Origin of the sequence: uncultured Bifidobacterium sp. (genome assembly GCF_963540075.1) — a bacterium.
Taxonomy (GTDB): Bacteria; Actinomycetota; Actinomycetes; order Actinomycetales; family Bifidobacteriaceae; genus Bifidobacterium.
In genome coordinates this window covers 1-24,265 of record NZ_CAUTOG010000001.1, presented here as the reverse complement: position 1 = coordinate 24,265, position 24,265 = coordinate 1, and the positions used below count along the sequence as shown (strand labels likewise).

20 protein-coding genes, 1 tRNA gene and 1 pseudogene are annotated in these 24,265 nt (G+C 66.7%); 11 read left to right on the top strand and 11 right to left on the bottom strand.

Features of this window, described 5'->3' with window-relative positions; translation table 11 throughout:
- Window positions 1-84: 84 nt before the first annotated feature.
- From RWX87_RS00110 to ftsY, 9 genes and pseudogenes are all read right to left on the bottom strand, one after another.
- Window positions 85-1,776, bottom strand: a complete 1,692-nt coding sequence (locus RWX87_RS00110; RefSeq protein WP_314685736.1) for an AarF/UbiB family protein — start codon at window positions 1,774-1,776, stop codon at window positions 85-87.
- A pseudogene (locus RWX87_RS00105) lies at window positions 1,750-2,026 on the bottom strand (phasin family protein); the annotation flags it as partial. The gene RWX87_RS00110 and the pseudogene RWX87_RS00105, both read right to left, overlap by 27 nt.
- Window positions 2,027-2,103: 77 nt before the next feature.
- The gene (locus RWX87_RS00100; RefSeq protein ID WP_314685734.1) at window positions 2,104-2,853 is read right to left on the bottom strand and encodes a glutamine amidotransferase; all 750 of its coding nucleotides are present in this window, start codon (window positions 2,851-2,853) and stop codon (window positions 2,104-2,106) included.
- Window positions 2,854-2,864: 11 nt separating this feature from the next.
- Window positions 2,865-4,280, bottom strand: a complete 1,416-nt coding sequence (locus tag RWX87_RS00095; RefSeq protein ID WP_314685817.1) for a MurT ligase domain-containing protein — start codon at window positions 4,278-4,280, stop codon at window positions 2,865-2,867.
- Between the two features lie 94 nt (window positions 4,281-4,374).
- On the bottom strand, window positions 4,375-5,802 hold the full coding sequence (dnaB, locus tag RWX87_RS00090; protein WP_314685733.1) for a replicative DNA helicase: 1,428 nt from the start codon (window positions 5,800-5,802) through the stop codon (window positions 4,375-4,377).
- 321 nt (window positions 5,803-6,123) lie between these two features.
- Window positions 6,124-8,043 carry a nucleotidyltransferase domain-containing protein gene (locus RWX87_RS00085; protein ID WP_314685732.1) on the bottom strand — a complete coding sequence of 640 codons (1,920 nt, stop codon included), beginning with the start codon at window positions 8,041-8,043 and terminating at the stop codon, window positions 6,124-6,126.
- Window positions 8,044-8,228: 185 nt separating this feature from the next.
- Window positions 8,229-8,567 (bottom strand): P-II family nitrogen regulator, encoded by a 339-nt coding sequence (locus RWX87_RS00080; RefSeq protein ID WP_314685731.1) that lies wholly within the window; start codon window positions 8,565-8,567, stop codon window positions 8,229-8,231.
- 1 nt (window position 8,568) lies between these two features.
- Window positions 8,569-9,855 carry an ammonium transporter gene (locus tag RWX87_RS00075; RefSeq protein WP_314685730.1) on the bottom strand — a complete coding sequence of 429 codons (1,287 nt, stop codon included), beginning with the start codon at window positions 9,853-9,855 and terminating at the stop codon, window positions 8,569-8,571.
- Window positions 9,856-10,112: 257 nt separating this feature from the next.
- The gene (gene ftsY / locus RWX87_RS00070; RefSeq protein WP_314685729.1) at window positions 10,113-11,318 is read right to left on the bottom strand and encodes a signal recognition particle-docking protein FtsY; all 1,206 of its coding nucleotides are present in this window, start codon (window positions 11,316-11,318) and stop codon (window positions 10,113-10,115) included.
- Window positions 11,319-11,418: 100 nt separating this feature from the next.
- Between ftsY and RWX87_RS00065 the strand changes: the two genes are divergently transcribed.
- From RWX87_RS00065 to RWX87_RS00055, 3 genes are all read left to right on the top strand, one after another.
- Window positions 11,419-12,324 (top strand): TetR/AcrR family transcriptional regulator, encoded by a 906-nt coding sequence (locus tag RWX87_RS00065; RefSeq protein ID WP_314685816.1) that lies wholly within the window; start codon window positions 11,419-11,421, stop codon window positions 12,322-12,324.
- A gap of 51 nt (window positions 12,325-12,375) precedes the next feature.
- Window positions 12,376-13,404 (top strand): glycosyltransferase family 2 protein, encoded by a 1,029-nt coding sequence (locus RWX87_RS00060; RefSeq protein ID WP_314685728.1) that lies wholly within the window; start codon window positions 12,376-12,378, stop codon window positions 13,402-13,404.
- A gap of 82 nt (window positions 13,405-13,486) precedes the next feature.
- Window positions 13,487-13,559: transfer RNA gene (locus tag RWX87_RS00055), tRNA-Lys, on the top strand.
- Between the two features lie 97 nt (window positions 13,560-13,656).
- Here RWX87_RS00055 and RWX87_RS00050 read toward each other — a convergent pair.
- Together RWX87_RS00050 and RWX87_RS00045 are read right to left on the bottom strand one after the other, a co-directional pair.
- Window positions 13,657-15,339, bottom strand: coding sequence for a hypothetical protein (locus RWX87_RS00050; RefSeq protein ID WP_314685727.1), 1,683 nt, complete (start codon window positions 15,337-15,339; stop codon window positions 13,657-13,659).
- A 226-nt stretch (window positions 15,340-15,565) separates the two neighbouring features.
- On the bottom strand, window positions 15,566-16,378 hold the full coding sequence (locus RWX87_RS00045) for a VIT family protein (protein ID WP_314685726.1): 813 nt from the start codon (window positions 16,376-16,378) through the stop codon (window positions 15,566-15,568).
- 498 nt (window positions 16,379-16,876) lie between these two features.
- On the opposite strand from RWX87_RS00045, the gene RWX87_RS00040 reads away from it, so the two are divergent.
- The 8 genes from RWX87_RS00040 to RWX87_RS00005 all read left to right on the top strand — a co-directional run.
- Window positions 16,877-17,470: a CrcB family protein gene (locus RWX87_RS00040; protein ID WP_314685725.1), complete on the top strand. Its 594-nt coding sequence runs from the start codon at window positions 16,877-16,879 to the stop codon at window positions 17,468-17,470.
- Window positions 17,467-17,847 carry a CrcB family protein gene (locus RWX87_RS00035; protein ID WP_314685724.1) on the top strand — a complete coding sequence of 127 codons (381 nt, stop codon included), beginning with the start codon at window positions 17,467-17,469 and terminating at the stop codon, window positions 17,845-17,847. Before RWX87_RS00040 ends, RWX87_RS00035 begins: the two co-directional genes overlap by 4 nt.
- Window positions 17,848-18,030: 183 nt before the next feature.
- A complete protein-coding gene (locus RWX87_RS00030; RefSeq protein WP_314685723.1) occupies window positions 18,031-19,119 on the top strand; it encodes a 2,3-butanediol dehydrogenase in 1,089 nt (362 codons plus the stop codon).
- 136 nt (window positions 19,120-19,255) lie between these two features.
- Complete coding sequence (gene zwf / locus RWX87_RS00025) at window positions 19,256-20,803, top strand: glucose-6-phosphate dehydrogenase (RefSeq protein WP_399552258.1); 1,548 nt, start codon at window positions 19,256-19,258, stop codon at window positions 20,801-20,803.
- Window positions 20,800-21,735, top strand: coding sequence for a glucose-6-phosphate dehydrogenase assembly protein OpcA (locus RWX87_RS00020; RefSeq protein WP_314685721.1), 936 nt, complete (start codon window positions 20,800-20,802; stop codon window positions 21,733-21,735). Before zwf ends, RWX87_RS00020 begins: the two co-directional genes overlap by 4 nt.
- A gap of 158 nt (window positions 21,736-21,893) precedes the next feature.
- Entirely contained in the window at window positions 21,894-22,685 is a 792-nt protein-coding gene (pgl, locus tag RWX87_RS00015; RefSeq protein WP_314685720.1) for a 6-phosphogluconolactonase, read from the top strand.
- Between the two features lie 168 nt (window positions 22,686-22,853).
- Complete coding sequence (locus tag RWX87_RS00010; protein WP_314685719.1) at window positions 22,854-23,291, top strand: helix-turn-helix domain-containing protein; 438 nt, start codon at window positions 22,854-22,856, stop codon at window positions 23,289-23,291.
- Window positions 23,288-24,265, top strand: a 978-nt coding sequence (locus RWX87_RS00005) for an LLM class flavin-dependent oxidoreductase (RefSeq protein WP_314685718.1), incomplete at its 3' end; no start/stop codon positions are given. The genes RWX87_RS00010 and RWX87_RS00005, both read left to right, overlap by 4 nt.

The window sequence follows — 24,265 nt, the reverse complement described above, 5'->3', positions numbered from 1 at the left end:
GACGCTCCCACCGGTTCCGCGCATTCCCGCCGGCCCGATGACTTTCGTCCTTCACGACCCGCCGCAGCGCAGACAGGGCCCCTCCTATGGCTTTCGTGACCGACGTCCCTTGAAATAGATGTCGAAGACGATCCAGGCGGACAGCAGAAACGCGACGACGTAGCCCATGAAGCCGATGACGGGAATGCCGAACACCACCGGTTTCATTCCCGCGAAGTAGACGATGGACGATCCGACGAACAGACCGACGACGATTAGGGCCATCGTCAGACGGTTGAGCATGTCGGATAGGATGCGCAGCGGCTCCTCCGATCCCACGAGGCCGACGTTGACGCGCAGCTGCCCCCTGGTGAGCATCCTCGCCGCCACGCGGCTCTCCGCAAGCGCCGTCAGCATTCCATGGACGGCGCCGCGGCCCTCGGCTCCCAGACGCTTCAGCTCTCCGGCCAGAGCCTTGTCCGCTGGCGTCGAGGCGGCGATATGCCTCGAGATGATGTCAATCATGTTCACGTCGGGGATGAACTGGTCCAGCAGACCCTCCAGGGTCACCAGGGCGCGGCCCACGGTGGTCACCGTTCCGGGGACCTCGATGCCATGGCGACGCGCCATCTGCGTGAGGGCGGCGAGAAAGGAGGCGATGTCCAGGTCGGAGAGGTCCGCGGTCCCGTATTCGGTGACGATGGCGTCAAGATCGCCGAGCAGCCCCGAATAGTCGGCGACGACGGTGTCGGGACCCGCGAAGCGCAGAAGCCCGTCGGCGAGCCGCGGCGAGTCGCGGGCAGCGACCGCGAAGATCATCTCGCGCAGCACGGAGCGCGTCCGCGTGTTGAGACGTCCGGTCATGCCCAGATCGATGAGGACGATATGGCCGCCGGAGATGATGATGTTGCCCGGATGCGGATCGGCGTGGAAGAAGCCCGCGTCAAGCACCTGCGTGGCATAGTTGTCGACGAGCTTGATGCCGATCTCCCTGAGGCCGTATCCGGCTTTCGTGAGCAGATCCGGTCTGGAGACGGAGATGCCCTCGACGTAGTCCATGACGACGACGTGCTCGGTGCACAGGTCCGTATAGGGACTCGGACAGTCCATGTAGGCGTAGTCCGCGCAGAACCTCTTGAACTCGGCGAGATTGCGGGCCTCGACGAGAAAGTCCGTCTCCGACTCGAATGTGTCCCACAGCTCCTCGACGACCCCCTTGAGATCGACGACCTGAGCGCTGCGCATGACATGTCCGGCCATGGACGCGATGGACCGCATGATCGCGACGTCCTGGGCCATGGTCTCCCTCACGCCGGGTCTCTGGACCTTGACCGCGACGTCACGGCCGTCGCGAAGCGTGGCGCGATGGACCTGGGCGAGCGACGCCGACCCCAGCGGCTTGGGGTCGATGTCGGCGAACACCTCGTCGACGGGTCTGCGGTACTCCTTCTCGAGGACGCCGATAACCGTCTCGTAGGGCATGGGGTCGGCGTCGGCCCTCAGCTTGGACAGCTCCTCGCGGAAGGAGCGGGGGAGGATCTCCGAGCGCATCGACAGAATCTGCCCGACCTTGACGAAGGTCGGGCCCAGTGCCTCGAACATCAGCCTCATCCGCTCAGGGGTGAGCCCATGGACGACATCGAAGCGACCGGCTATGCGGGCGATCTCGACGAGCCGGCGGGCGGCCCCGCGGCGGGTCAGATGATAGCGCGCGGAGAAGGATCGCCGCCGCCCTCCGAGAAGACCGATGGTCTCCGATCCTCGTGACGCCTCCCGCGACCCCGCCGGAGACGGCACGGGAGCGCTACTTCGCGTCGTCCGCAGCATCCTTCGCCCCGGAGGCGCCTCCGGCGGCACGAGCATCCCTGGACTCCGCCGCGCGGTGCCTGAGCTCGGTGTTCAGCGCCTTGCCCTGCTCGACGGTGAGCTCGCCCTTGGCCACCAGGGCATCGACGATCTCCTGGCTCTTCTCGACGGTCGTGGCCAGTGCGCCCACGCCTGCGAGGAACACCTTGCGAAGACCGTCGCCGAAATCGATATCAGCCATGATTGCCTCCTTACGGTACCGCCCACTGTACCGCACCGAAGGGCGTCCGGAGCGATGGCCCGGGGACGAGGAGCGTCCTATCGCGGCCGGGATGCGGCCACGGAGCGAGCCCGGGCGGCCATCTCGTCAAGACGCGTCAGCCCGGTCCTCATGGCCTCGGTCCGGTCGGGCCGGAACTCTCCGTAGCGTCTCTCGACCGCGGTCCGGATGAGGTGGTCGGCCAGCCTCGGGTTCTTCGGCAGCACCGATCCATGCATGTAGGTGCCGATGACGTTGTGCACGCGGGCGCCCTCGGTGTGGTCCTCGCCGTTGTTCCCGGTGCCGTCCGCGTCCACCCGTCCCAGCGGCGTCGCCTGACTCCCGAGGAAGGTCTGCCCCGAATGGTTCTCATAGCCGATGACGTCGCCGAAGTCCTCGGTGTGCTCGATGAGATTGCCGATCATCCTGTGGCCTCGACCCTCGGTGAAGACGTCGAGCACCCCGATGCCCTCGAGCCGGGTACCGTCGACCGTCTGGAAATAGGAGCCGAAAAGCTGGTACAGACCGCAGATCATCAGCATGGGCATGCCCCCGGCCGCCAGGCCGCGCAGCAGGTCCGCCCGACGGAACAGGTCCTCGGTGATGAGCTTCTGCCCGTTGTCCTGGCCGCCGCCGCCGAGGATGAGGTCGACGTGCCCGGGCCAGTCATCACCCTGGTTGTAGCGGTGGAGGACCGGCTCATAGCCGTACAGGGCGAGCCTGCGAAGGATGACGAGGACGTTGCCCCAGTCGCCGTAGATGTTCATGTCCCGGGGGTACAGGGACATGACGTCGATCGTCGCGGACATCGCCACTCCTTTCAGCGCCCCACGCCGGCGTCGGGGACGCCGACAAGACGGCCCAGGGCCGCGCGGACGCGCAGCATGGCCGTATAGGTGCAGTAGATGTGCCCGGGCTCCCCATGCGCGGAGCCGACGAAGGCGGCGACCGCACGCTCCACGTCCGTGTCGACGCCGACCACGGGGACCTGGTCGTATCCGAGGCGCAGGGCCATGTCCCAGGCGCGCGTGCCGGAAACCATATCGACGCCCCGAGCCCCGAGACAGGTGAAGTCGACGTCCCACAGCCAGCTCATGTCGCGACCATCGGCGTACTCGTCGCAGATGGCGATCATCGTCCGATGGGATGCATGGTCGAAGGACGACAGAGAGAGGCGGAAGCCCATCGGGTTCTTCACCAGCAGAAGCTCGACCGGCGTCCCCGCGACCTCGATGGACTCGCCACGCCCGAAGGCCGGCGTCACCTCGCGCAGAGCGGCCATAAGCTCCGGGACGTCGGCGCGCGCAGCCCTGAACGCCCGCGGGGAGGCGGAGGGATCGGCCCGGACGAGCCCCTGCACGGCTCTGACGGTAGCCAGAGCGGCCGCCGCATTGTAGAGGTTGTAGACGCCTTCGAGATGCATGGCGGTCGTCGACTGCGCTCCATCCATGCGGAACGTGGCCCGATGGTCGCCCACGGCGAGAAGCGTGACATCGGCGGGATCACGTTCGCCCCCCTGCGCCGCCGAAGTCCCTCCGGAGGCATTCTCCGCTCCCACCGCCGATTGCCCTTCCGGGTGTCCGGAAGCGGCATCGGAGGTTTCGCCGAGGTCCGCCGCATGCATGTCGTCATCGGAGGGGAAGGCCGACCTCAGGGAGGGGTCCAGTCCGAAGTAGCGCACGGCGACGCCCGGTGCGACGGAACCGGCAAGCGCCGCGATCCTCGGGTCCTCGCGATTGAGGACGACCGCGCCCGTCGTGGACGCGGCCGACCGTGCGAGAAGCCGCGCCGTGTTGTCGATCTCCCCGAAGCGGTCGAGCTGGTCGCGCAGCACGTTGAGCAGCAGCGTGACCAGCGGCGGAACCTCGTGCACGAAGCGCACGGCGTAGGCCTCGTCAAGCTCGAGGACCGCGATGTCGGCATCAAGCCGTCCGGTGACGCTCACGCGGGTGAGCAGGGCCGAGGCGACGCCGCGGGTGAAGTTCGAGCCCGTGGGGTTGGTGAACACCTTGAGCCCGAGGGAGGACAGGATGGAGGCCACCATACGGGTGGTCGTGGTCTTGCCGTTCGTCCCCGAGACCAGGACCACGCCGTACGGCAGGCGTCCCAGGGTCCGGGGAAGGAAACCCGGGTCGATTCGCTCGACGACCATGCCCGGGAAGGCGCTGCCTCCGTGGTGCAGAAGCCGGGACGCGAGGCGGGCGAGGCGTCCCAGGATCGGCGTGACCGGGGACATCCAGGGACGCGGATCGCGCGCAGGGCCACCGGAAGGCGGGTTCCGTCCGACCGTCTCGCCGTCGTCGGTCCTCCCTGTCTGGGACTGCGTCATGTCACACCCCCTGCTGCCGGTCCTGCGGCATGTCCTGGAACTTCGACGTCGATCCCAGGAACGCCAGATGGAAAGTGTCGGTGGGACCGTTGCGGTGCTTGGCCATGATGACGTCGGCCTCGCCGGGACGGTCCTCCTTGTCGTAGAAGTCGGGACGATGCACGAGAAGCACGACGTCGGCGTCCTGCTCGATCGATCCGGACTCGCGCAGGTCGGAGAGCTGCGGCCGGCGGTCGTTGCGCATCTCGGGGCCTCGGTTGAGCTGGCTGAGCGCGACGACGGGAACCTCGAGCTCCTTGGCGAGCAGCTTGAGCGCGCGCGAGAACTCGGAGACCTCCTGCTGACGGCTTTCGACCTTCTTGCCGGAGGTCATCAGCTGCAGATAGTCGATGACGACGAGGCGCAGGTCACTGGTCTGCTTGAGACGGCGGCATTTGGCGCGTATCTCCATCAGGCTCATGTTCGGACTGTCGTCGATGAACAGAGGGGCGTCCTTGAGACGCGTCCAGAAGTTGTTGAGGGCGCTCCACCTCTCGGGCGTGATGTCATCTGCTCTTCGGAGCACCGACAGAGGAATGCCCGTCTCCGCGGAGATGATGCGCTGGGCGATCTCGACCTTGCTCATCTCCAGGGAGAAGACGATGGAGGCCATGTGGTGGTGGAGGGCGGCCGATCGGGCGAAGTCGATGCCCAGGGTGGACTTGCCCATGGCGGGGCGTCCGGCGACGACGACCATCTGCCCCGGCTGCAGGCCCTGCGTCAGGTCGTCGATGTCGCGGAAGCCCGTGGGCACTCCGCGTTCAAGCTCATGGTTCTGCAGCTTGTCCAGCTGGTCGAGGGTGTCATGGACGACCGATCCGATGGGGGCGTAGTCCTGCCGGACGCGGCCGACGCTCATCTCGTACACCTCGGACTGGGCGAGATTGACCACGTCCTCGGCCTGCGAGCCCTCGGCCGAGTACCCGAGCTGCACGATCTTCGTCCCCGTGGTGATGACGTTGCGCAGAATGGAGCGCTGACGGACGATGTCCGCATAGTAGGTGGCGTTCGCCGCCGTCGGGACGGAGGCCACGAGGCTGTGCAGATAGTCGGTGCCGCCGACCTTGTCGAGATCGCCGGCCTTGAGCAGCTCGTTGGCGACGAGGACGACGTCGACGGGCCTTGAGGTCGCGAAGAGGTCGATGACGGCCTGGTACACCGTCTGGTTGGACGGCTGGTAGAAGTCCGCCGCCGTCAGGGTCTGCGACACCTCGCCGATGGCATCTTTGCTCATCAGCATGCCCCCGAGAACGGCCATCTCCGCCTCGTCGTCATGCGGGGGGACGCGGTCGAAGGCGGGGCCCCCCGTCGGGAAGGACACGGCCGCATCCTTCGTGGACGGCGCCTGCGGGCGCCGCTGGGAGCCGCTCCAGGATTCGTCCTCTGCCATGATCACCTCTCAGTCGTCTTTCGAGTATAGGACCGCCTCTGGCGGCTCCGGCGAAAGGGCCGGTGGATTCGATCGCCGCACGCCAGGTCGACACACCGACCAGCGAATGTGAATAGAGAAAAAAGTTATCCACATTCCGGGCGTGTTTGTGGGGGTAATCCTTTCAGTTATCCACATCGTGGGGATAACCCTGTGCATAGCGTGGGGATTGCTCACCGACGTCATGCCGCCCGGTTGCCGAGCCTGCGATGATGTGGTACCCGAGCGAAGACCTGGGACAACGTGGGTACGAGCAGAGAGACGCCCAGGATCCCCGGCCACTCACGCCGCGCGGTCCGACCTCGGCTCCGCCCCGCCCTTCGCCTGTGTGACGGAGGCGCCCTCGCACGACATCATGTCATGTCTGACGGCCGCATACATCTGCCTGACCATCGCCTCGCGCCATGACGACCATCCGTACTGCCGCGTGATGACCTCGCCGGCCGTCGCCCCCAGGGACGATCCGTCCGCACGGGTGAGATCGAAAAGCATATCCAGCAGAACGGGATCGTTCCCCAGACGCGAGGACAGCTCGCGGACCACGGTGGGGTCATCCGGATCACGACCCGTGGCGAACAGCGACAACGTCAGATGCTCCCGGACGAGGGTCGTGGCCATCTCCACCACCGGCGGCGCGTAGCCCATGCGGCTCAGAATCACCGGCGCGTGCCGCGCCCCCTCGGCGGCATGGTCGGTCACGCCGGGACGCTTCCCGATGTCATGCAGGATGCCGGCGAGCAGCAGCGCCTGGTAATGCGCGTCGTCGTAGCGGACCCCGTCCGGTCCCTGACGACGCAGACGGGAGACGACCTCGACCATATGCCTGTCGATCGTGAATCGATGCACGGCAGAGGCCGAAGGCCGATTGCGCACCCCCAGCCATTCGGGCATCCATCTGCCGGGAATGTCGGCATAGTCGATCTCCTCCCAGACCGGGGGAAGCGCGGTTCCGGAGGCCAGCAGGCGGATGAACAGCTCCCTGGAGGAATCGCTCCAGTCATGGTCCCTGATGGGACAGCGCCGTAGGTTCGCCAGGGTGACGGGGCCGATGGGCATGCCGAACTCGGTGGCCGCCACGGCGACGCGCACAGGCAGTTCGGCGTCCTTCTGGGGTTCGACTCCCTCGGCAAGCACGATCTCATGCTCATGCGCGACCACGCCGGGAGCCAGGACGTCAAAGCGCGGGGCCTCACGCCGGCCGCCGGCCCGCGGCTGGAGCGCCTGGAAGAAGGCGAAGCGAGGACGCTCATGGGTCAGCGTGTGCGCGGCATGCGAGGCCGTGGCGTCCAGGGCGAAGGAGACACGCCGGCCCAGCCGGGCGACGACCGTCTGCAGCTCCTCCACCGATCTGGCCTCCCGCTCGTCATGCGGAAGCGTGGGATCCGCCAGGCCCATCATCGCGGCCACGCGGGCCTGATAGGCCGGGAGCAGAAGATTGCTTTCCTTTCCGGCCACCAGATGGATGCAGTCACGTACGTCCAGAAGCCGTTCGACCGCATGGTCATACGACCCATGGGGACGGTCCGCAAGCCAGGTGGCCGCAAGCGCGGAGACGAGCACCGCGTCGCGAAGACCCCCTCGGGCCTCCTTGACGTTCGGTTGGTTGAGATACGGCAGCCTGCCGAACTCCTTGAGACGTGAATCCGCGGAATCGAGAAGTTCGGGAAGACGTCGGCGCGCGGCTTTGCGCCATCGCTCAAGGATCGACGCCGACGTGCGGCCGATAAGGTCCAGATCGCCGGCGACCGGCCGCACATCCAGCCATCCCATCGCCGCCGGAAGATCCTGGTCGGTGACGGATTCGCACTGCTGACGGGTGCGCACGGAATGGTCAAGATCCAGTCCGCAGTCCCACAGCGGGTACCACAGCCTGTTCGACAGCTCGGTGAGGCGGGCGTCATTCAGCGCCCGGGAATCCACGACAATCACCAGGTCGAGATCCGAACTGGGGCCCACCTGTCCGCGCGCGAGCGAGCCCACCGCGGCAAGGGCGATTCCCGTGTCGGGCACGTCGAAGGACACCGATCGGCAGGCCTGCAGCCACAGCCGTCGGATGCAATCCGTCGCAAGCTCGGTCCGCGCCCTGCGCTTGGCGGGACCGTCTCGATACACGCCATCCCCGTCGGGTCGGCTCATATCCATGAACCGCTTCTTGAGACCGTCGACGGGTGTCGTCTGGCTCGCCGTAGTGGAGAATGTCATAGCAACATCCTCCCGCCTTTCCCCATTCGTGTCACCGTAAAGCCCCTGCAGCGCGTCGCTTATCAGACGGACGACCCGGAACACGAACCTCCGGGGAGAACCCGCCCGCTCCCACATATGACGAATCCCCACATGGACGCACCATGCGGGGATCCGGTTCCGTCATCGTCTCGGAAACGACGCCGTCAGATGGCCGCCGAACCGGTCTCTCCGGTGCGGACGCGCGTGACGGAATCCAGAGGGGCGACCCATACCTTGCCGTCGCCGATGGTCCCCGTCGCCGCGGACTTGACGATGGTGCCGACGAGAGTCTCCGCGTCGGCATCATCGGCGAGAACCTCGATGCGAATCTTGGGAATGAGATCCACCGTGTACTCCGCGCCGCGATACACCTCGGTGTGACCACGCTGACGACCGTAGCCGTTGGCCTCTGACACGGTCAGTCCGTGAACGCCCGCGGCGGACAGCGCCTGCTTGACGTCATCGAGCTTATGCGGCTGAATGATGGCTGTGACAAGCTTCATCTCACTTCACCTCCTTGATAACCGAGCTGGACATGCCAGCGAAATCGTAGGCACGTTCGCCCTGGTCCGCGAGATCGACGCCCGAAATCTCCTGGGCCTCGGTGACGCGCCAGCCCATGGTCTTCTCGAGGGCGAAGGCGATGATCGCGGTAATCACCGCCGAGTAGGCGATGGCGATAAGGGCGATGATGAGCTGGACGAGCAGCTGCTTGCCGTCACCACCGGCGAACAGGCCCGTTCCCTCGCCGAAGAAGCCGATGAGCACGGTGCCGGTGAATCCACCGACTCCATGAACGCCGACGACATCCAGAGAATCGTCATAGCCCAGCTTGAACTTCAGACCGCAGGCGAAGCAGCAGAGCACGCCGGCGATGGCGCCCAGCACCATGGACCACAGGGGGGAGACCACGTCGGCGGCCGGGGTGATGGCGACCAGACCGGCGACCATTCCGGAGGCCGCGCCCATGGCCGTGTAGTGGCCTGAGCGAATCTTCTCGGTGATGATCCACGACAGCGTCGCGGCCGAGGTGGCGGCGGTCGTGGAGATCCAGGCGTACCCGGCGGTGCCGTTGGCGCCGAAGGCGGAGCCGGCGTTGAAGCCGAACCAACCGAACCACAGGAGGAAGGCGCCCAGCATGACGAAGGGCACGTTATGCGGACGAATCGGTTCGGTGCCGAAGCCCTTGCGCTTGCCGATGATAAGGACGATGACCAGCGCCGCGACTGCGGCGTTGATATGGACGACCGTGCCGCCTGCGAAATCATGCGCGGTGGCGCCGATGGCCTTGGAGATCGCCCCGACACCGGAAAGAAGACCGCCGTTCCAGACCATATGGGCCATCGGAGCGTAATCGAAGGTGATCCACAGCGCCACGAAAAGCATCCAGGTGCTCATCTTGATGCGCTCGGCGAGCGCCCCGGAAATCAGCGCGACGGTGATCATCGCGAAGGCCACCTGGAAGGCCACGTCGATGCTCACCGGATACTTGTTGGCGTTCAGCCCGGTAGCCGTGAACACCCCGTCCTTGGCGACCACCGAATCCCTCAGCAGGAAACCGGTGGCGGGGTCTCCGAAGATCCCCCCGACGTCCTTGCCCGCATAGGCGATCGACCAGCCCCAGAAGACCCAGACGACGCCCGTGACGGCCAAGGCTCCAACGGACAGCATAAGCATGTTGAGCACTGCCTTGGCGCGGACCATGCCCCCGTAGAAGAACGCCACACCAGGCGTCATCAGGAACACCAACGACGCCGATGTCAGAATCCATGCGGCATTTCCGGAGTCCATATTCCCTCCCTCTCTGACCTCGATAAATGACGATGGCCCTACCCCGGGCAATCGTCTGTGACTCCACCTTCGTCAACAACCCTTGTGGGGGCCAACAGGCGTTATCAAACGCCCCCACCGTTTTGGAAACGTTACGGAATGTTACGAACATGTTACGAACATGGACGATTCGGGCGACACCCGTCCGGGCGATCCTGCCGGCGTCGCAGAAGAAGGTTCGTACCACCAGACATCACGAGGGATGACGACGACCGGGACTAGGACAGAAGACCGTCGATGAAGGCGCCCGGTTCGAAGACGGCCAGGTCGTCCGGACCCTCCCCCAGCCCCACGAGCTTGACCGGAACGCCCAGCTCACGCTGCACGGCGATGACGATGCCCCCCTTCGCCGACCCATCGAGCTTGGTGAGCACGACGCCGGTGACGCCGATGGCCTCCGCGAACACCTTCGCCTGGGTCAGACCGTTCTGCCCCGTGGTGGCGTCCAGGACAAGCAGCACCTCGTCGACCGGAACGCTTTTCTCGACGACCCGGCGGATCTTCCCGAGTTCGTCCATGAGATTGGCCTTGTTCTGCAGGCGTCCGGCGGTGTCGACGATGAGCACGTCGGCGTTCTCGGCCTTCGCGCGGGCCGCCGCATCGAAGGCCACGGAGGCCGGATCGGCGCCGTCCTTCGCGGCACGCACGACCGGAACCCCGACCCTCGCGCCCCAGGTCTGAAGCTGATCCGCCGCGGCGGCGCGGAAGGTGTCCGCGGCCGCAAGCACCACATGCTTCCCTTCGGCCACCAGAAGACGGGCGAGCTTGCCTGCGGTGGTGGTCTTCCCGGTGCCGTTGACACCCACCATGACGATCACGGTGGGCCTGCGCGCCCCGGGGATCTCAGCCACCAGACGACGGTCGCCCGCGACGTCGACCGCCTCGAGCAGACGGGCGCGCAGGGAGCCGCGCACCTGCTCGGGCGTCGTGGCACCGGCAACGCGCGCATCGGAGCGAAGCCGGTCGACCAGACGTTCGCTGTCCTCGGCCCCGACGTCGGCGACGAGAAGCGTGTCCTCCACGTCCTGCCAGTCCTGGGCCGACAGATGATCGCGCGTGAGGATGGAGAACAGCGTACGGCCGAAGGGGTTGGCGCTGGAGGCGAGACGCGCGCGCAGCCGGGTGATGCGGGAGCCTGAGGATTCGGGATGCTCCACGGTCGAGGCTGCGGAGGAAACCGTCCTGTCCGGGGACGCAGGGACCGGGGACGCACCCGTCGGACGAGGCCGCGCCACGACGGCAGGCGCCGCAGGCGAGGCGACGGCATCGCCCTGCGACGTCTGAGGATGTGCGGGTGACGGGACCGCATCATCCGAGGCCCGCATTCCTCCAAGCCGGCGGCGCATGCCGAGCACGACCCCCGCCACGACGGCAAGAACGAGGACAGCCGCCACGACGATGACGATGACCACAGAGGTATCCATGCCATCCAGCCTATAACGGGGACGTCGCGGCCACCGGCGAATCCATGCGCCACGACGTCCCTGCCGGTGACACACTGGAGTCATGGCCGGTTCTTCACGCATGACGTCGTATCAGCGCCGCGAGCAGCTCATCGCCGTCGGGCGGTCGCTTTTCGCCGCCAAGGGCTTCGAGGCGGTCAGCGTCGAGGAGATCGCCGCGAACGCCAAGGTGAGCAAACCCATCGTCTACGAGCATTTCGGCGGCAAGGAGGGGCTCTACGCCGTCGTCGTGGATCGCGAGATGCGGACCCTGACGAGTGCCTTCACCGGAGCCCTGTCCGATACCGCCGCGCATCCACGGCAGATCGTCGAGCGCGCGGCTCTCGCCCTGCTGACCTACATAGAGGAGAACGCCGAAGGCTTCCAGGTGCTGGTGCGCGATTCGCCGAGCACCGATCCCGCGGGGTCCTTCAGCTCACTGCTGGGCGACGTCAGTCTCAGAGTCGAGCAGATCCTCGGCGAATGGTTCCGTCGGCAGCATCTGCCGTCGAAGGGCGTCCCCTACTACGCGCAGATGCTTGTGGGACTCACCGTCTTCACGGGCCAGTATTGGGCCGACCGACGCAAGATCAGCAAGGAGCAGCTCGCCGCGCATATCGTCAATCTGGCCTGGCATGGACTCTCCCGGCTGGAGGGCAGGCCCGAGCTCAGATATGAGGGGGAAAGGGCACGGCGGAACGCCGAGAAGGCCGCTCGGGACGCGCAGAGGACGAGGGAATCGCCGGGCGTCGATCCCGACCCGAAGGGGGAGGCCGACGGGGCCTCTCCGGACGATACGGCCGGCGGAACGACCAACGACACGACCAACGCCGCCGCGGAGGAGCCGGACGCCCGCCGAACCGAAGGCGCAGAGCCTCGTCATGAATCGACCGGTTCAACGCCGGCTTCGAAGCACGAGGCGAACGACGGGCCGTTGATGGAGACCATGGACCGCGGGAATCCGCAGGAGGGGAGCGTGCTAGGCTGACCTGCGCCGGCGATGGTCGCCGAGCTGAATACGGCAAGGGGACGAGGAGACATGGACTCTCCACTGCTCACCTTCATCATCCCCGCCTACAACATGGCGACCTATCTGGGACGATGCGTGGGATCGCTGACGGCGGCGGACCATGGCGACGCCATCGAGGTCATCATCGTGGACGACGGCTCGACGGATGACACGGGTCGCCTCGCAGACATCTGGGCAAGCAGGAAACCGGACGTCGTGCGCGTCATCCACCAGACCAACAAGGGTCACGGAGGAGCCGTCAACACCGGCATCGACGAAGCTCGGGGCATGTACGTCAAGGTCGTCGACGCCGACGACTGGGTGGGAGCCGACAGTCTGGACCGCGTCCTGACGACGTTGGAATCACAGGCCGACGCGCCGGCCCCGGTGGATCTTCTCGTCACCGACTACGTCTACGACAAGCTGGGCAAGCGCAACAAGCACGTCGTGCGCTTCGGCCGCGTGATGCCTCCGGGCCGGGTTCTCGGATGGAACGACCTGCACCGCTTCGGAATAACCCAGTACATGATCATGCACGCGCTGACGTTCCGCACCGCGGTGGTGCGCGCCTCGGGAATGCGCCTGCCGGAGCACACCTTCTACGTGGACTTCCTCTACTCCTATCAGCCCTTCCCCTGGGTGCGCACGCTCATGTACCTGGACACGCCGTTCTACCACTACTTCATCGGCCGCGACGGGCAGTCCGTGCAGACCGACGTGATGATCCGCCGCGTCGACCAGCTCCAGAGAGTGAACCGTCTGATGGCCGAGGCCACGCCCGAACCGGGAATGGTTCCCGACGGGCTGTACCGCTACATGATCCACTTCCTCGCCATCAACAGCGTCGTGACGAGCGTGTTCCTCATCCTGTCGCACGACCCGTCCAACTACCGCGCCAAGGACCGGCTCTGGGCGGGGCTGGATGAGGTCTCCCCCCGAATCGGGCGGGACGTGCGCCGCAAGGTGATCTCACGGGCGATCAACCTGCGCGGAAGCACCGGGAGGTTCCTCATCCGGCAGGGTTACCGCATCGCCGAGGGCATGGTCGGATTCAACTAGGACGCGGCAGGGACTCCCCGCGCGTTCCGGCATGGGGCACCCCATGCACGAGGACCGTTGTATAATCGGCGTTTGTTGTCCTGCCCCTTTAGCTCAACGGTTAGAGCAGCGTCCTTTTAAGTCGTGGGTTGTGGGTTCGAATCCCACAGGGGGCACCCATCAGTCCTTGGGAACGGCGGAATGAAGCCGCTCCCAAGGTTCCTCTTCGTCGATTCCGGCAATCCCGGTGCTCGGTGCGACCGACCGGCGCGGTCAGCTTCTGCCGACCTTCGACGAGGTCCCGTCGAGATGGATGGTTCCGTCGACGACGTCGTCCGAACCCCGGATCGTCTGGTCATGCGTGACGATGAACGTCATCGGATAATGGCGCAGCCATCCCAGCGCCAGTCGCAGAGGAGTCCCTTCGAAGCGGTTTCCGCGCACGACGATCCCGGAGACCGACCTGCCCGGATCGGTGGCGCTGTCGGACTCCCGATACAGGTCGAAGACGCCGAGCCTCGGGGCGAATCCCCGGAACACGTTGTCGGTGATGACGACGCCATGCCAGCGTCCTGGCTTGACCATGCGATGCGAACGCGAATAGAGCGCGACCGCCCAGGACGGCTGCCCGCTCCCCGCCGTCCAGACGAAGGTGTTCCCCGTGATGGTGATGTCCTCCGCGGCATCGAAATGGATGACGGCACTGTTCTCCGATCCGGCGCCCTCGTAGAAGACGGGGTCCTCCACGTAGTTGTCGCGGAAAACCCCGTCATGGATGTAGCTCGCGTCAGCCGTGGTTCGCGCATAGGCCATATGCGTGCCGAAGGGAGCCGCCGCGGGAAGAAGAAGCCTGCCATGGGAGTCGCGCAGCGGGAGGAAACGACAGTGCTCGATCGTCATATGGGAGGTGGGAGTGTCGTCGAACACCGTGGAGCGGTCCCGATAGCCCTGGGCTCCAAGAGCGGCCACGTCCATCTGGAAGGCCTCCTTGAAGGTCTGCCCGCGGCTCGGCGATCCGATCACGGTGCTGTAGCGGACCGTGACGTCCGTGCTGCCGTCCACGTCCAGAAGATGCCCATGGGGACGCTGCACCATGTCGAACACGCAATGGTCGAAGATGATGTGGCTGGCATGGATGATCGACTCGAAGATGGTCTGGGTCGGCAGGAGAGCCGAGGAGTAGTCGCCTCGGAAGACGACGTTCCGCCACGTCACGTCATGCATGCCGCCGTATCCCCGGGCCCCTCCCGTCGGATACCAGACCACCAGGTCGCCGCGTCGATGGGCAGGAAGCTGGACGTCCGTCTCGTCGCGACGCCCCACCACCGTCGTGTCGCTTCTCATGCGGACGACCCCGGTGAACGCGAACCGCCCCTTCGGGAACGACACCGTCACCGCCACGGCGGACGGCAGCAGGCGCAGGATGAGGTTGAACCGCGGCGTGTTGTCCTCGACGCCGCCGGCGACAAGACCGTTTGCAAGGGCATGGACGACGCCCGCGGCGGTGACGGAGGGAGTGCCCCAGATGACGGCGGGACGGGAGCGAAGGGTTATGGAGACGCTCACCGACGGACCGCGGACGCCATCCACGACCGCCCCGGGAATCGTCAGGATCGTCTTCAGAGGCGTCGAGGCCGAGGTCCAGCACACATAGCGGTCGGCCCCACCGGATCGGACGGTCCTCACCACATGGTCCTGGCGTCGCCTGCCCGGAACGGCCACCTCGCCGACGGGACGGTAGCCACGGGCCCTTTCCAGGGCGGCGGGAGCCACCACGCGCTCGACGATGCGCAACCCGACGGAGGAGGATGAGCGCATATGGCCCACGACGGCGCCCGACGCCAGACAGAGCATGACGACCAGAAGCACGATGGGCCAGCGAACCCGTCCGGAGACTCCGCCGGAGCCATCTCGACGGTCCCCGCCATCTCCAGCGGAAAGGAAACCGGACATCATGGCGCTCCTTTCACACCCCGATGGCGCCGACCCGGAACACGCCCCGCGTCATCTGCCGTGCAGACTACACCGGCAAGGTGCATCAGGACGAGCGGAATGAGAAATCTCACGGAATCCGAGACGTCTCGACGAAATCCGCATGGGGTGCGACGAACGCAGCGGAAGGACCCGTGACGCCCATGGGCCGCGACGACGAATACGCCCACGCCTCCCGAACACCGAAGAATCACGCGATGGTGCCGAACAGGGCGCCCACGGCCCAGGCGAACACCATGGTGCCAAGTCCCATAAGCACGTTGCGTGCGATGGCACGGCGCCGCGCCGCGCCCCCGAGCTGCGCGGACACCGCACCCGTCAGCAGCAGGGCCAGCGCCACGGAGACCACGACGAGCGTCACGCGGAGCGGGAAGGCCACGGGAATCAGCGAGAACAGCAGTGGAATGATCCCCCCGCTGACGAAGGCGACGAAGGAGGAGAACGCGGCGCTCCAGGGGTTCGTCAGCTGGTCCGGGTCGATTCCCAGCTCGTCGACGGCGTGGGCGCGCAACGCGTCATGCTCCATGGCCTCCGCGGCGGCGCGACGGGCCGTCGGAGCGGTCATGCCCTTGGACTCGTAGATCTGGGCCAGCTCGTCGAGCTCGTCGGCGGGCATGGTCTCCAGCTCCCATCTCTCCTTGGCCAGAAGGGCCTTCTCCGTGTCCTTCTGGGCGCTGACGGAGACGTACTCGCCGCCGGCCATCGAGAAGGCCCCCGCAGCGAGCGCCGCGATGCCGGCGGTGAGCAGCGACCGCGGACTGGGGTCCGCGCCGGCGACGCCGATGATGGTGCCCGCCACGGAGACGATGCCGTCGTTCGCGCCCAGAACCCCGGCCCTCAGCCAGTTGAGCCTGTCCGACGACCCTCCGAGATCATGGGGCTCCTCGGCATGCGGCGTGACGGTGAAATCCTGCTCCTTGCCATGGTTGGCTCCGATCCAGCCGCCCTTCGACGCCGGCGGGATGACGACTCCGTCCACCGATGCATCCTCTGCGTCAGCCATCGCTTCCCCTGCCTTCCGAGCCATATGCGTCTCTTCCCACCGGCGCCGGAGATCTCCGCTCCGACTCCCGTGGCGTAGGGCCGGAATATCACGCCCCCCGCCCCGACACGCCAGCGTCTCCTGCCGCTCCGCGCCGAGCCGCGCTCTCACCCGCGGCCGACGAGAACCACGACTTCTTCTCGGGCTCGGGATCCTCCTCCGTCATGGGCCACGCCGAATCCACCGACGGCAGCGACCGGGAGTGCCGAGAGACGCGAAAGGCACCGGCGGCGTGAAGCCCAGAGGCGGGGCGCACGAACGGCGGCGACACGACCCGGTGGTACCATTCGCAGGCAGGTGATGGGCCCCGCCTGTCCTCCCGGGATGCCGAAGCCCGAGCGGCGAACCGCGGACGACCGCGCAATCGCAGTCGTCCTCTGATGGTTCCTACAGAACACGATGGCCGTATGCCGCGCGCCGGCAACGGTCATAGGACGTGTACTGGAAGGAGACCGCCACATGGCCGATTCATCATTCCACGGCATCCCGCAGGAATCCGGGGAGCAGAGACCGCCCAGGCCACGAGGACGACGCTCACGGCTCCCCGACATGGTCTCGGGGGCGGTCTCCGTGTTTCTCGGCGGCATCGTGGGAACCCTTGCGCGCATCCTTCTGTCGACCCTGCAGGGCGAATCCGCGGTCTGGCCCTGGATGACCCTGACCATCAACCTCACCGGAGCATTCGCCCTGGGATTCCTCCAGGAATCCCTTGCGACAACCGGCCCGGACGTCGGATGGCGTCGTCTGGCGCGCCTCGGCGGAGGGACTGGTTTCCTCGGCGGATACACGACCTATGGGACCTTCGTGCTGGAGACTGACCTTCGTCTCGGCGGGCATGTCGTGGGCGTCGGGGTCATCTACGCCGTCGTCAGCGTCCTGCTGGGACTTGCTCTGGCGGGGGTCGGCATCGTCGCAGGAGCGCGCTTCGGCGAGCGAATCCATGAGCGGACGGTCAGGACGGCGTCGGGTGCATCGGAAACTGGTCCGCGGACGCCGGTCACGATCGACGACAGACCGAACCGACCCGGACACGGGAGAGGGGACGGACGATGAGCGTCATCATCCTCGCCGCGCTTCTCGGCGGTTTCGGAGCGGTCTGCCGCTTCCTCGTGGACAACGCGGTGACGAGGCGAACGAAGGGCATCGCGGCCATTCCTTTGGGAACCATCATCGTCAACGTCACCGCCTGCCTGCTCATGGGACTGCTGACGGGATGGGCGCTGGCCCATGTCGGCGAATCCCTGACGCCGCAGATGCGGACGCTGCTGGGATCCGGCTTCCTCGGCGGCTACTCGACCTTCAGCACGGCCAGCGTCGAAGGAGCTCGCCTGCTTCGGGCCGGACGCCCCTGGCACGCCCTCGTCCACACCGGCGGGATGCTGGCGCTGAGCATGGCCGCCACGGGCATCGGTCTGGCCCTGATGCTCTGAACGGCCGCATGTACGGCGATCGCCGACACAGGGAGGTCTCACAGCGATGCTTCTGACGGGATGACCCTCATCCGATCCTGATGCGGAAGGACCCGGATGGCCGCCCCTCACGCGCGGGAATGCCAAAAATCCGGCCGTTATGCCGTACAATATCCACGTCAGGCAGCCAATGGAGGCTGCCGCATGGAAGGAGCCGAAACCATGAAATCCGTACGCATCCATGGACGGCATGACATTCGCATCGAGGACGTCCCCACGCCCGAGCCCGGCACCGACGAGGTCCAGGTCCGCGTGAGGTACTGCGGCATCTGCGGAAGCGATCTGCATGCCTATCTCGAGGGCTGGGGCCTGCCGACGCATCCGCATCCCCTCACCCGACGGACGCTGCCGATCACGCTCGGCCACGAGTTCTCCGGCGAGGTCACGAAGGTCGGATCCGACGTCACGGACCTCGCAGCGGGCGACCCCGTGGCCATCGAGCCCCTGATCGCCTGCGGCACATGCGCCAACTGCCGGGCCGGGAACTACAACTTCTGCGATCGAGCCAAGGCCGACGATGGCGCCGGCAACTTCCTCGGCTTCTCGCAGGACGGCGGCATGGCCGAGTACGCCGTCGTCAAGGCCGTGTTCGCGCATCGACTCCCCAAGGGGCTCTCCTACGAGCTCGGGGCTCTCGCCGAACCCACGGCCGTCGTCTACGAGGCCCTCAAGAAGAGCCGGCTGCGCGCCGGGCAGACCGTGGCCGTGATGGGCGCCGGCCCCATCGGACTGCTCACGGCCGTTCTCGCTCGCATCGCCGGGGCCACCCGCGTGTTCATCTCCGACGTCTCCGAGGTCCGCCTCGCCAAGGCCCGCGAGCTGGGCTTCACCGACGTCCTCAACCCCATGCGGCAGGACGTCGTCGCGGCGATCCGCGTCGACGCCCCCACCGGCGTGGACGTGGCCTTCGAGGCCGCTGGCGTCCAGGCCACGCTCGACACCGCGCTCAAGGTCACCCGGCGCACCGGCATCGTGCAGATCGTCGCCCTGTTCGGGAGGCCCGTCACGCTCAACCTCACCGACGACGTCATCATGCAGGGCATCGACATCATCACCACGCTGTGCTACAACAACAGCTTCCCGTCGGTCCTCGGCATCATCGACGCGCACCGCGACCAGTTCGCCCCGCTCGTCACCAAGGTCGTGGGACTCGACCAGGCGTTGTCCGACGGCATCGAGACCCTGTCCGCCGACAAGGCGCAGGTCAAGATCCTCGTCTCGCCGGACCTCTGACGACGGCGGTCGAATCCCGACATCGCGGTGCGGAGCGGCTTCGGCCCGTACCGCGATGTCCTTCCACGGAACGCCGTGATACGCCGGGGGCGATATGCCGACCCTCCCCGAGGACGTCAGAGCACCCGTCGCTAGGATGAGGGGTATGCATCAACCCTCCCCGTGGACCAATCCCCTGCGCGACCCGCGTGACCTGCGCCTGCCGCGCATCGCCGGCCCCTGCAGCCTCGTCATCTTCGGCGTCACCGGCGACCTGTCGCGCAAGAAGCTTCTTCCGGCCGTCTATGACCTTGCCAACCGAGGCCTTCTCCCTCCGAGCTTCGGCCTCATCGGCTTCGCCCGACGCGACTGGACCACCGAGCATTTCATCGACGTCGTCAAGGAGGCCGTCCGGCAGAGGTGCCGCACCCCCTTCCGCGAATCCACCTGGACCAACCTCGCCCAGGGCATCCGCTTCGTCCAGGGCACGTTCGACGACCCCGCCGCCTTCGAGCGGCTCAGCGACACCGTCGCCGAACTCGACCGCGATCGCGGCACGCGCGGCAACCATGCCTTCTACATGTCCGTGCCTCCGAGCGCCTTTCCCGTCGTCTCCCGCCAGCTGGCGGCCTCGGGCCTGTCGCATTCCGGCGAGGGCGCCTGGAGGCGGGTCATCATCGAGAAGCCCTTCGGCCGCGACCTGGCCAGCGCCAAGGATCTGGACCGCGTGGTCTCCGAGGTCTTCGACCCCAGCTCGGTGTTCCGCATCGACCACTACCTGGGCAAGGAGACGGTGCAGAACATCCTCGCCCTCCGCTTCGCAAACTCCATGTACGAGCCCATCTGGAACTCGAACTACGTGGACCACGTCCAGATCACCATGGCCGAGGACATCGGCATCGGCGGACGCGCGGGCTACTACGACGGCATCGGCGCCGCCCGCGACGTCATCCAGAACCATCTGCTCCAGCTCATGGCCCTGACGGCGATGGAGGAGCCGGTGAGCTTCTCCGCCGCCGACCTCACCGCGGAGAAGACCAAGGTGCTCTCCGCCGTTCGCCTGCCGAGGGACCTGTCCCTGAACACCGCCCGCGGGCAGTACGCGGAGGGATGGCAGGGCTCGCACAAGGTCGTCGGCTATCTCGGCGAGAAGGGCATCGACCCCGCCAGCACCACCGAGACCTACGCGGCCATCCGCCTTGACGTGGACACCCGACGCTGGGCCGGCGTCCCCTTCTATCTGCGCACCGGCAAGCGCCTGGGCAAGCGCGTCACTGAAATCGCCGTGGTCTTCAAGCGAGCCCCGCATCTGCCCTTCGAACAGACCGCCGTGCGCGAGCTGGGCAACAACGCCATCGTCATCCGCGTGCAGCCCGACGAGGGCGTCACCATGCGTTTCGGAGCGAAGGTCCCGGGGGGCACGGCCATGGAGGTGCGCGACGTGTCCATGGACTTCAGCTATGGCCGCTCCTTCACCGAAAGCTCGCCGGAGGCCTACGAACGTCTTATCCTCGACGTGCTGCTCGGCGATCCGCCGCTGTTCCCCACCACCGAGGAGGTCAACCTCAGCTGGCGGATCCTCGACCCCATCGAGGAGTTCTGGTCCACGCTCGGACAGCCCCAGCCCTACCGTTCGGGGACGTGGGGCCCCGCCGAGTCCGACGCAATGCTGGCGCGTGACGGACGCCACTGGAGGATGCCATGATCATCGACATGCCGAACACCCGCACGCGCGAGATCGCGGGGAAGATCGACGAGCTGCACAAGGAGCGCGGGGAGGCGGCCACGGGACGCGTCCTCACCCTGCTCATCTCCACCGAGGACGAGGAGCTCGAGAACGCCCTCGAGGTGGCCAACGCCGCCAGCCGTGAGCATCCCTGCCGCGTCATCGCGCTCGTGCCGGATCTCCACCCCGACGAGGCCGCGGACGACGACGACTCCAACCTCAACGCCCAGGTGCGCTTCGGAGCCGACGCCGGCGCCGGGGAGATCATCATCCTGCGCCCGCGCAACGGACTCGTGCGGCATCCCGACACCCTCGTCATCCCGCTGCTCGTGCCGGACGCCCCCGTCGTCGCCTGGTGGCCGACCAACCCGCCGTCGAACCCCTCCAAGGATCCGATCGGCGCCATGGCCCGCAGCCATATCACCGACGCCATGCGCTCGAGCAACCCCGAGGCCACCATGGAGCGGCTGCGCCGCAACTGGTCCCCGGAGGACATCGACCTGTCCTGGACGCGCATCACCGTCTGGCGCGCGATGCTCGCCTCCATGCTCGACCAGCCGCCGCATCTGCCCATCACCGCGGTGCGCGTCACGGGGCCGCGCGACTTCCTGCCCACCGAGCTGCTGTGCTCCTGGTTGCGTCTGAAGCTGGACGTGCCCGTCACCAGCGACGTCGAGGAGGACGCGCAGGCCATCACCGGCGTATACCTCACCCGCTCCGACGGCGTCGTGTCGCTGGAACGCCCTCATGAGGACCAGGCCGTCATCGAGCAGCCGGGACAGCCCGCGCAGCCAATCTCCGTGCCCATCAGAACGCTTGAGGACTGCCTGACCGAGGAACTGCGCCGGATCGACCCCGACGAGGTCTACGCCGACGTCATCAACGCCGGCTGGGACCTCACCCACGCCTGAGACGCAGTCGTCCCAGGCGTCATAGCGGGCGCTCCGATGGGTCCCGAGTGCCGGCTCCGGATCCGTTCGTACGGAGCCCGCACGGATCCCTCCTCGGAGAGATGCGGAGGACAATGGACGCCGTGCGGCGACGCGGCGATCGGAGGACAATCAGGACCATGAGCGAACGTCGACTTCTTATCTATCCCGACACCCAGGTTCTTGCACGGGCGGCTGCCCATCGTCTTCTTCTCGTGCTGCTCGACGCCCAATGCGCGCGCCCCTCCCGCCCGCGCTTCGACCTGGCCCTCACCGGCGGCTCCGATGCGCTGAGGATGCTGGAGCGTCTGTCCGAGGATCCGCTGACGGATGCCGTCGACTGGACGCGGGTGCACCTGTGGTGGGGGGACGAGCGCTTCGTCGCCAACGACGACCCGGACCGCAACGCACTGCAGGCCCGTCGCCTTCTGCTGAACCGCCTGGTCGCCACCGGCCGGCTTCCCAAGGACCGAATCCACGAGATGCCCGCCGACGACAGACCCGCCTCCGTCGTCGCCGCAGCCGACGACGAGGAGAACGAGGCCGTTCTGGACGGAGCGGCACGCATCCATGAACGCGAACTGCGCGCCCAGTTGGGACCGCGGCCCCGCATGGATCTTCTCATCCTCGGCATGGGCCCCGACGGGCACTTCGCCTCGCTGTTCCCCGGCCACCCGCAGATCGGCATCACCGACCGCCTTGTCGTTGGCGTGGACCACTCCCCCAAGCCCCCGGCGCTGCGGCTGTCCATGACGTCCCCGCTTCTCGCCGCAAGCGAACGCACATGGATGCTCACGGCCGGCACGGCCAAGACGCGGGCCTTCGCCGCCGCCTTCACCCGACATGACGACATCGCCTATCCGGCGTCGTTCATGGATGGCCGGGCCGAGGCCGTGTGGATGACCACACCGGAGACGATTGCCCTGCTCTGAGACGGCCGGAGGTCGCGTCGAGACCATGACGTCGCGATGCGACCTGCCGTGACACGCCTCACACTTCATCGTCGGCGAAGCCCTGGAAAACTATCAAAAAGATAGCTACTTTGTATATGAAAGCACATGCGAGGCGGCGGACGCCCGCCCGAGCGGAATCGACGGAATATGAGCACACAGGCACCAGCAGCCGGGAACGTCAGCGAGACGGCACCTGAGGACATCGCCATCACCGAGGCGTTCGCGGAAGGCGAGACACCCCTCGAGGCCTGCCCGTCCTTCGTGGCGGCCATGACCATCATCGGTCAGCGCTGGAGCGGACTGATCATCCAGGCTCTCGCCAAAGGATGCTCCAGCTTCACCGAGATCTCGCATTTCGCCGAGAAGCTCAGCGACGCCTCCCTGTCCCGTCGACTCAAGCAGCTTGAAGCCGAGGGACTGCTGGTGCGCACCGTCACCCAGGACCGTCCCACCCGGGTGCGCTACACGCTCACCGAGGCCGGCAAGGCGCTGGCGCCCGTTCTCAACTCGCTCACCGACTGGGGCGAACACTATGTCCGCCACGGGAACGTGACGCCTCCGGCGCGCCGGAGGCATGTCGCATGAGCATGGAGATAGGGATCCTCACCTTCGGCGAAGTGACCCGAGACCCGGACACGGGTCGGACGCCATCGCCACGGCAAAGGCTACTGGACACCCTCGAGCAGGCCCGACTGGCCGATGAGGTCGGCCTCGACGTCTTCGGCGTCGGCGAACATCATCGCGGCGACTTCATCGCCTCCTCCACCCCCGTCATCCTGTCGGCCATCGCCTCGGTCACGAAACGCATCCGCCTCGCCAGCACGGTCACCGTGCTCTCCAGCGACGACCCCGTGCGGGTCTGGGAGCAATACGCCACCATCGACCAGATCAGCGGCGGACGCGCGGAGATCATGGCCGGACGAGGCTCGTACACCGAATCCTTCCCGCTTTTCGGATACTCGCTGCAGGACTACGACGCTCTTTTCGCCGAGAAGCTCGACCTGCTGCTGCGCATACGCGACCACAACCCCGTGACCTGGTCGGGACGCTTTCACGCGCCCCTCACCGACGTCGACATCACCCCGCGCTCCCTGCAGAACCGTCTGCCCATCTGGCAGGCCGTGGGAGGCACGGCCGCCTCCGCCGTCGAGGCGGGGCGACGCGGGATTCCCCTGATGATCGCCTTCCTCGCCGGCCCCATCAACGCGCATACGGGACTCGTGGACTTCTATCACGCGGCGGCCTCGAGAACGGACACGAGCCCGGAAGGCCTGCGCATCGGCGCCAGCGTCCACGGATTCGTGGCGTCCGATATGCGTCACGCCCGGGACGCCATGTACCCGCGTTTCGTCGCAGGAATGAGCCAGAACGGCCACCGGCGCGGCGAGCCCTTCCCTCTGCCCCGCAAGGCCTTCGACCTGCAGACGGGGCCCGCCGGGATGATCGTGGCCGGAGGCCCCCAGGAGGTCATCGACAAGATCATGACCTACCGCCGTCTCTACGGCATCGACCGGATCATGCTGCAGATGGGCTTCGGCGGAATGCCGCAGAAGGATCAT

What these genes read in the sequence shown, in the direction of transcription:
- RWX87_RS00060 (WP_314685728.1), top strand. Translation starts at nt 12,376, where the DNA reads ATGGACTCTCCACTGCTCACCTTCATCATCCCCGCCTACAACATGGCG.
- RWX87_RS00080 (WP_314685731.1), bottom strand. Translation starts at nt 8,567, where the DNA reads ATGAAGCTTGTCACAGCCATCATTCAGCCGCATAAGCTCGATGACGTC.
- RWX87_RS00045 (WP_314685726.1), bottom strand. Translation starts at nt 16,378, where the DNA reads ATGGCTGACGCAGAGGATGCATCGGTGGACGGAGTCGTCATCCCGCCG.
- RWX87_RS00050 (WP_314685727.1), bottom strand. Translation starts at nt 15,339, where the DNA reads ATGATGTCCGGTTTCCTTTCCGCTGGAGATGGCGGGGACCGTCGAGAT.
- ftsY (WP_314685729.1), bottom strand. Translation starts at nt 11,318, where the DNA reads ATGGATACCTCTGTGGTCATCGTCATCGTCGTGGCGGCTGTCCTCGTT.
- RWX87_RS00035 (WP_314685724.1), top strand. Translation starts at nt 17,467, where the DNA reads ATGAGCGTCATCATCCTCGCCGCGCTTCTCGGCGGTTTCGGAGCGGTC.
- RWX87_RS00075 (WP_314685730.1), bottom strand. Translation starts at nt 9,855, where the DNA reads ATGGACTCCGGAAATGCCGCATGGATTCTGACATCGGCGTCGTTGGTG.
- RWX87_RS00010 (WP_314685719.1), top strand. Translation starts at nt 22,854, where the DNA reads ATGAGCACACAGGCACCAGCAGCCGGGAACGTCAGCGAGACGGCACCT.
- RWX87_RS00065 (WP_314685816.1), top strand. Translation starts at nt 11,419, where the DNA reads ATGACGTCGTATCAGCGCCGCGAGCAGCTCATCGCCGTCGGGCGGTCG.
- RWX87_RS00085 (WP_314685732.1), bottom strand. Translation starts at nt 8,043, where the DNA reads ATGACATTCTCCACTACGGCGAGCCAGACGACACCCGTCGACGGTCTC.
- RWX87_RS00095 (WP_314685817.1), bottom strand. Translation starts at nt 4,280, where the DNA reads ATGTCCCCGGTCACGCCGATCCTGGGACGCCTCGCCCGCCTCGCGTCC.
- pgl (WP_314685720.1), top strand. Translation starts at nt 21,894, where the DNA reads ATGAGCGAACGTCGACTTCTTATCTATCCCGACACCCAGGTTCTTGCA.
- RWX87_RS00030 (WP_314685723.1), top strand. Translation starts at nt 18,031, where the DNA reads ATGGAAGGAGCCGAAACCATGAAATCCGTACGCATCCATGGACGGCAT.
- RWX87_RS00040 (WP_314685725.1), top strand. Translation starts at nt 16,877, where the DNA reads ATGGCCGATTCATCATTCCACGGCATCCCGCAGGAATCCGGGGAGCAG.
- dnaB (WP_314685733.1), bottom strand. Translation starts at nt 5,802, where the DNA reads ATGGCAGAGGACGAATCCTGGAGCGGCTCCCAGCGGCGCCCGCAGGCG.
- RWX87_RS00020 (WP_314685721.1), top strand. Translation starts at nt 20,800, where the DNA reads ATGATCATCGACATGCCGAACACCCGCACGCGCGAGATCGCGGGGAAG.
- zwf (WP_399552258.1), top strand. Translation starts at nt 19,256, where the DNA reads ATGAGGGGTATGCATCAACCCTCCCCGTGGACCAATCCCCTGCGCGAC.
- RWX87_RS00100 (WP_314685734.1), bottom strand. Translation starts at nt 2,853, where the DNA reads ATGTCCGCGACGATCGACGTCATGTCCCTGTACCCCCGGGACATGAAC.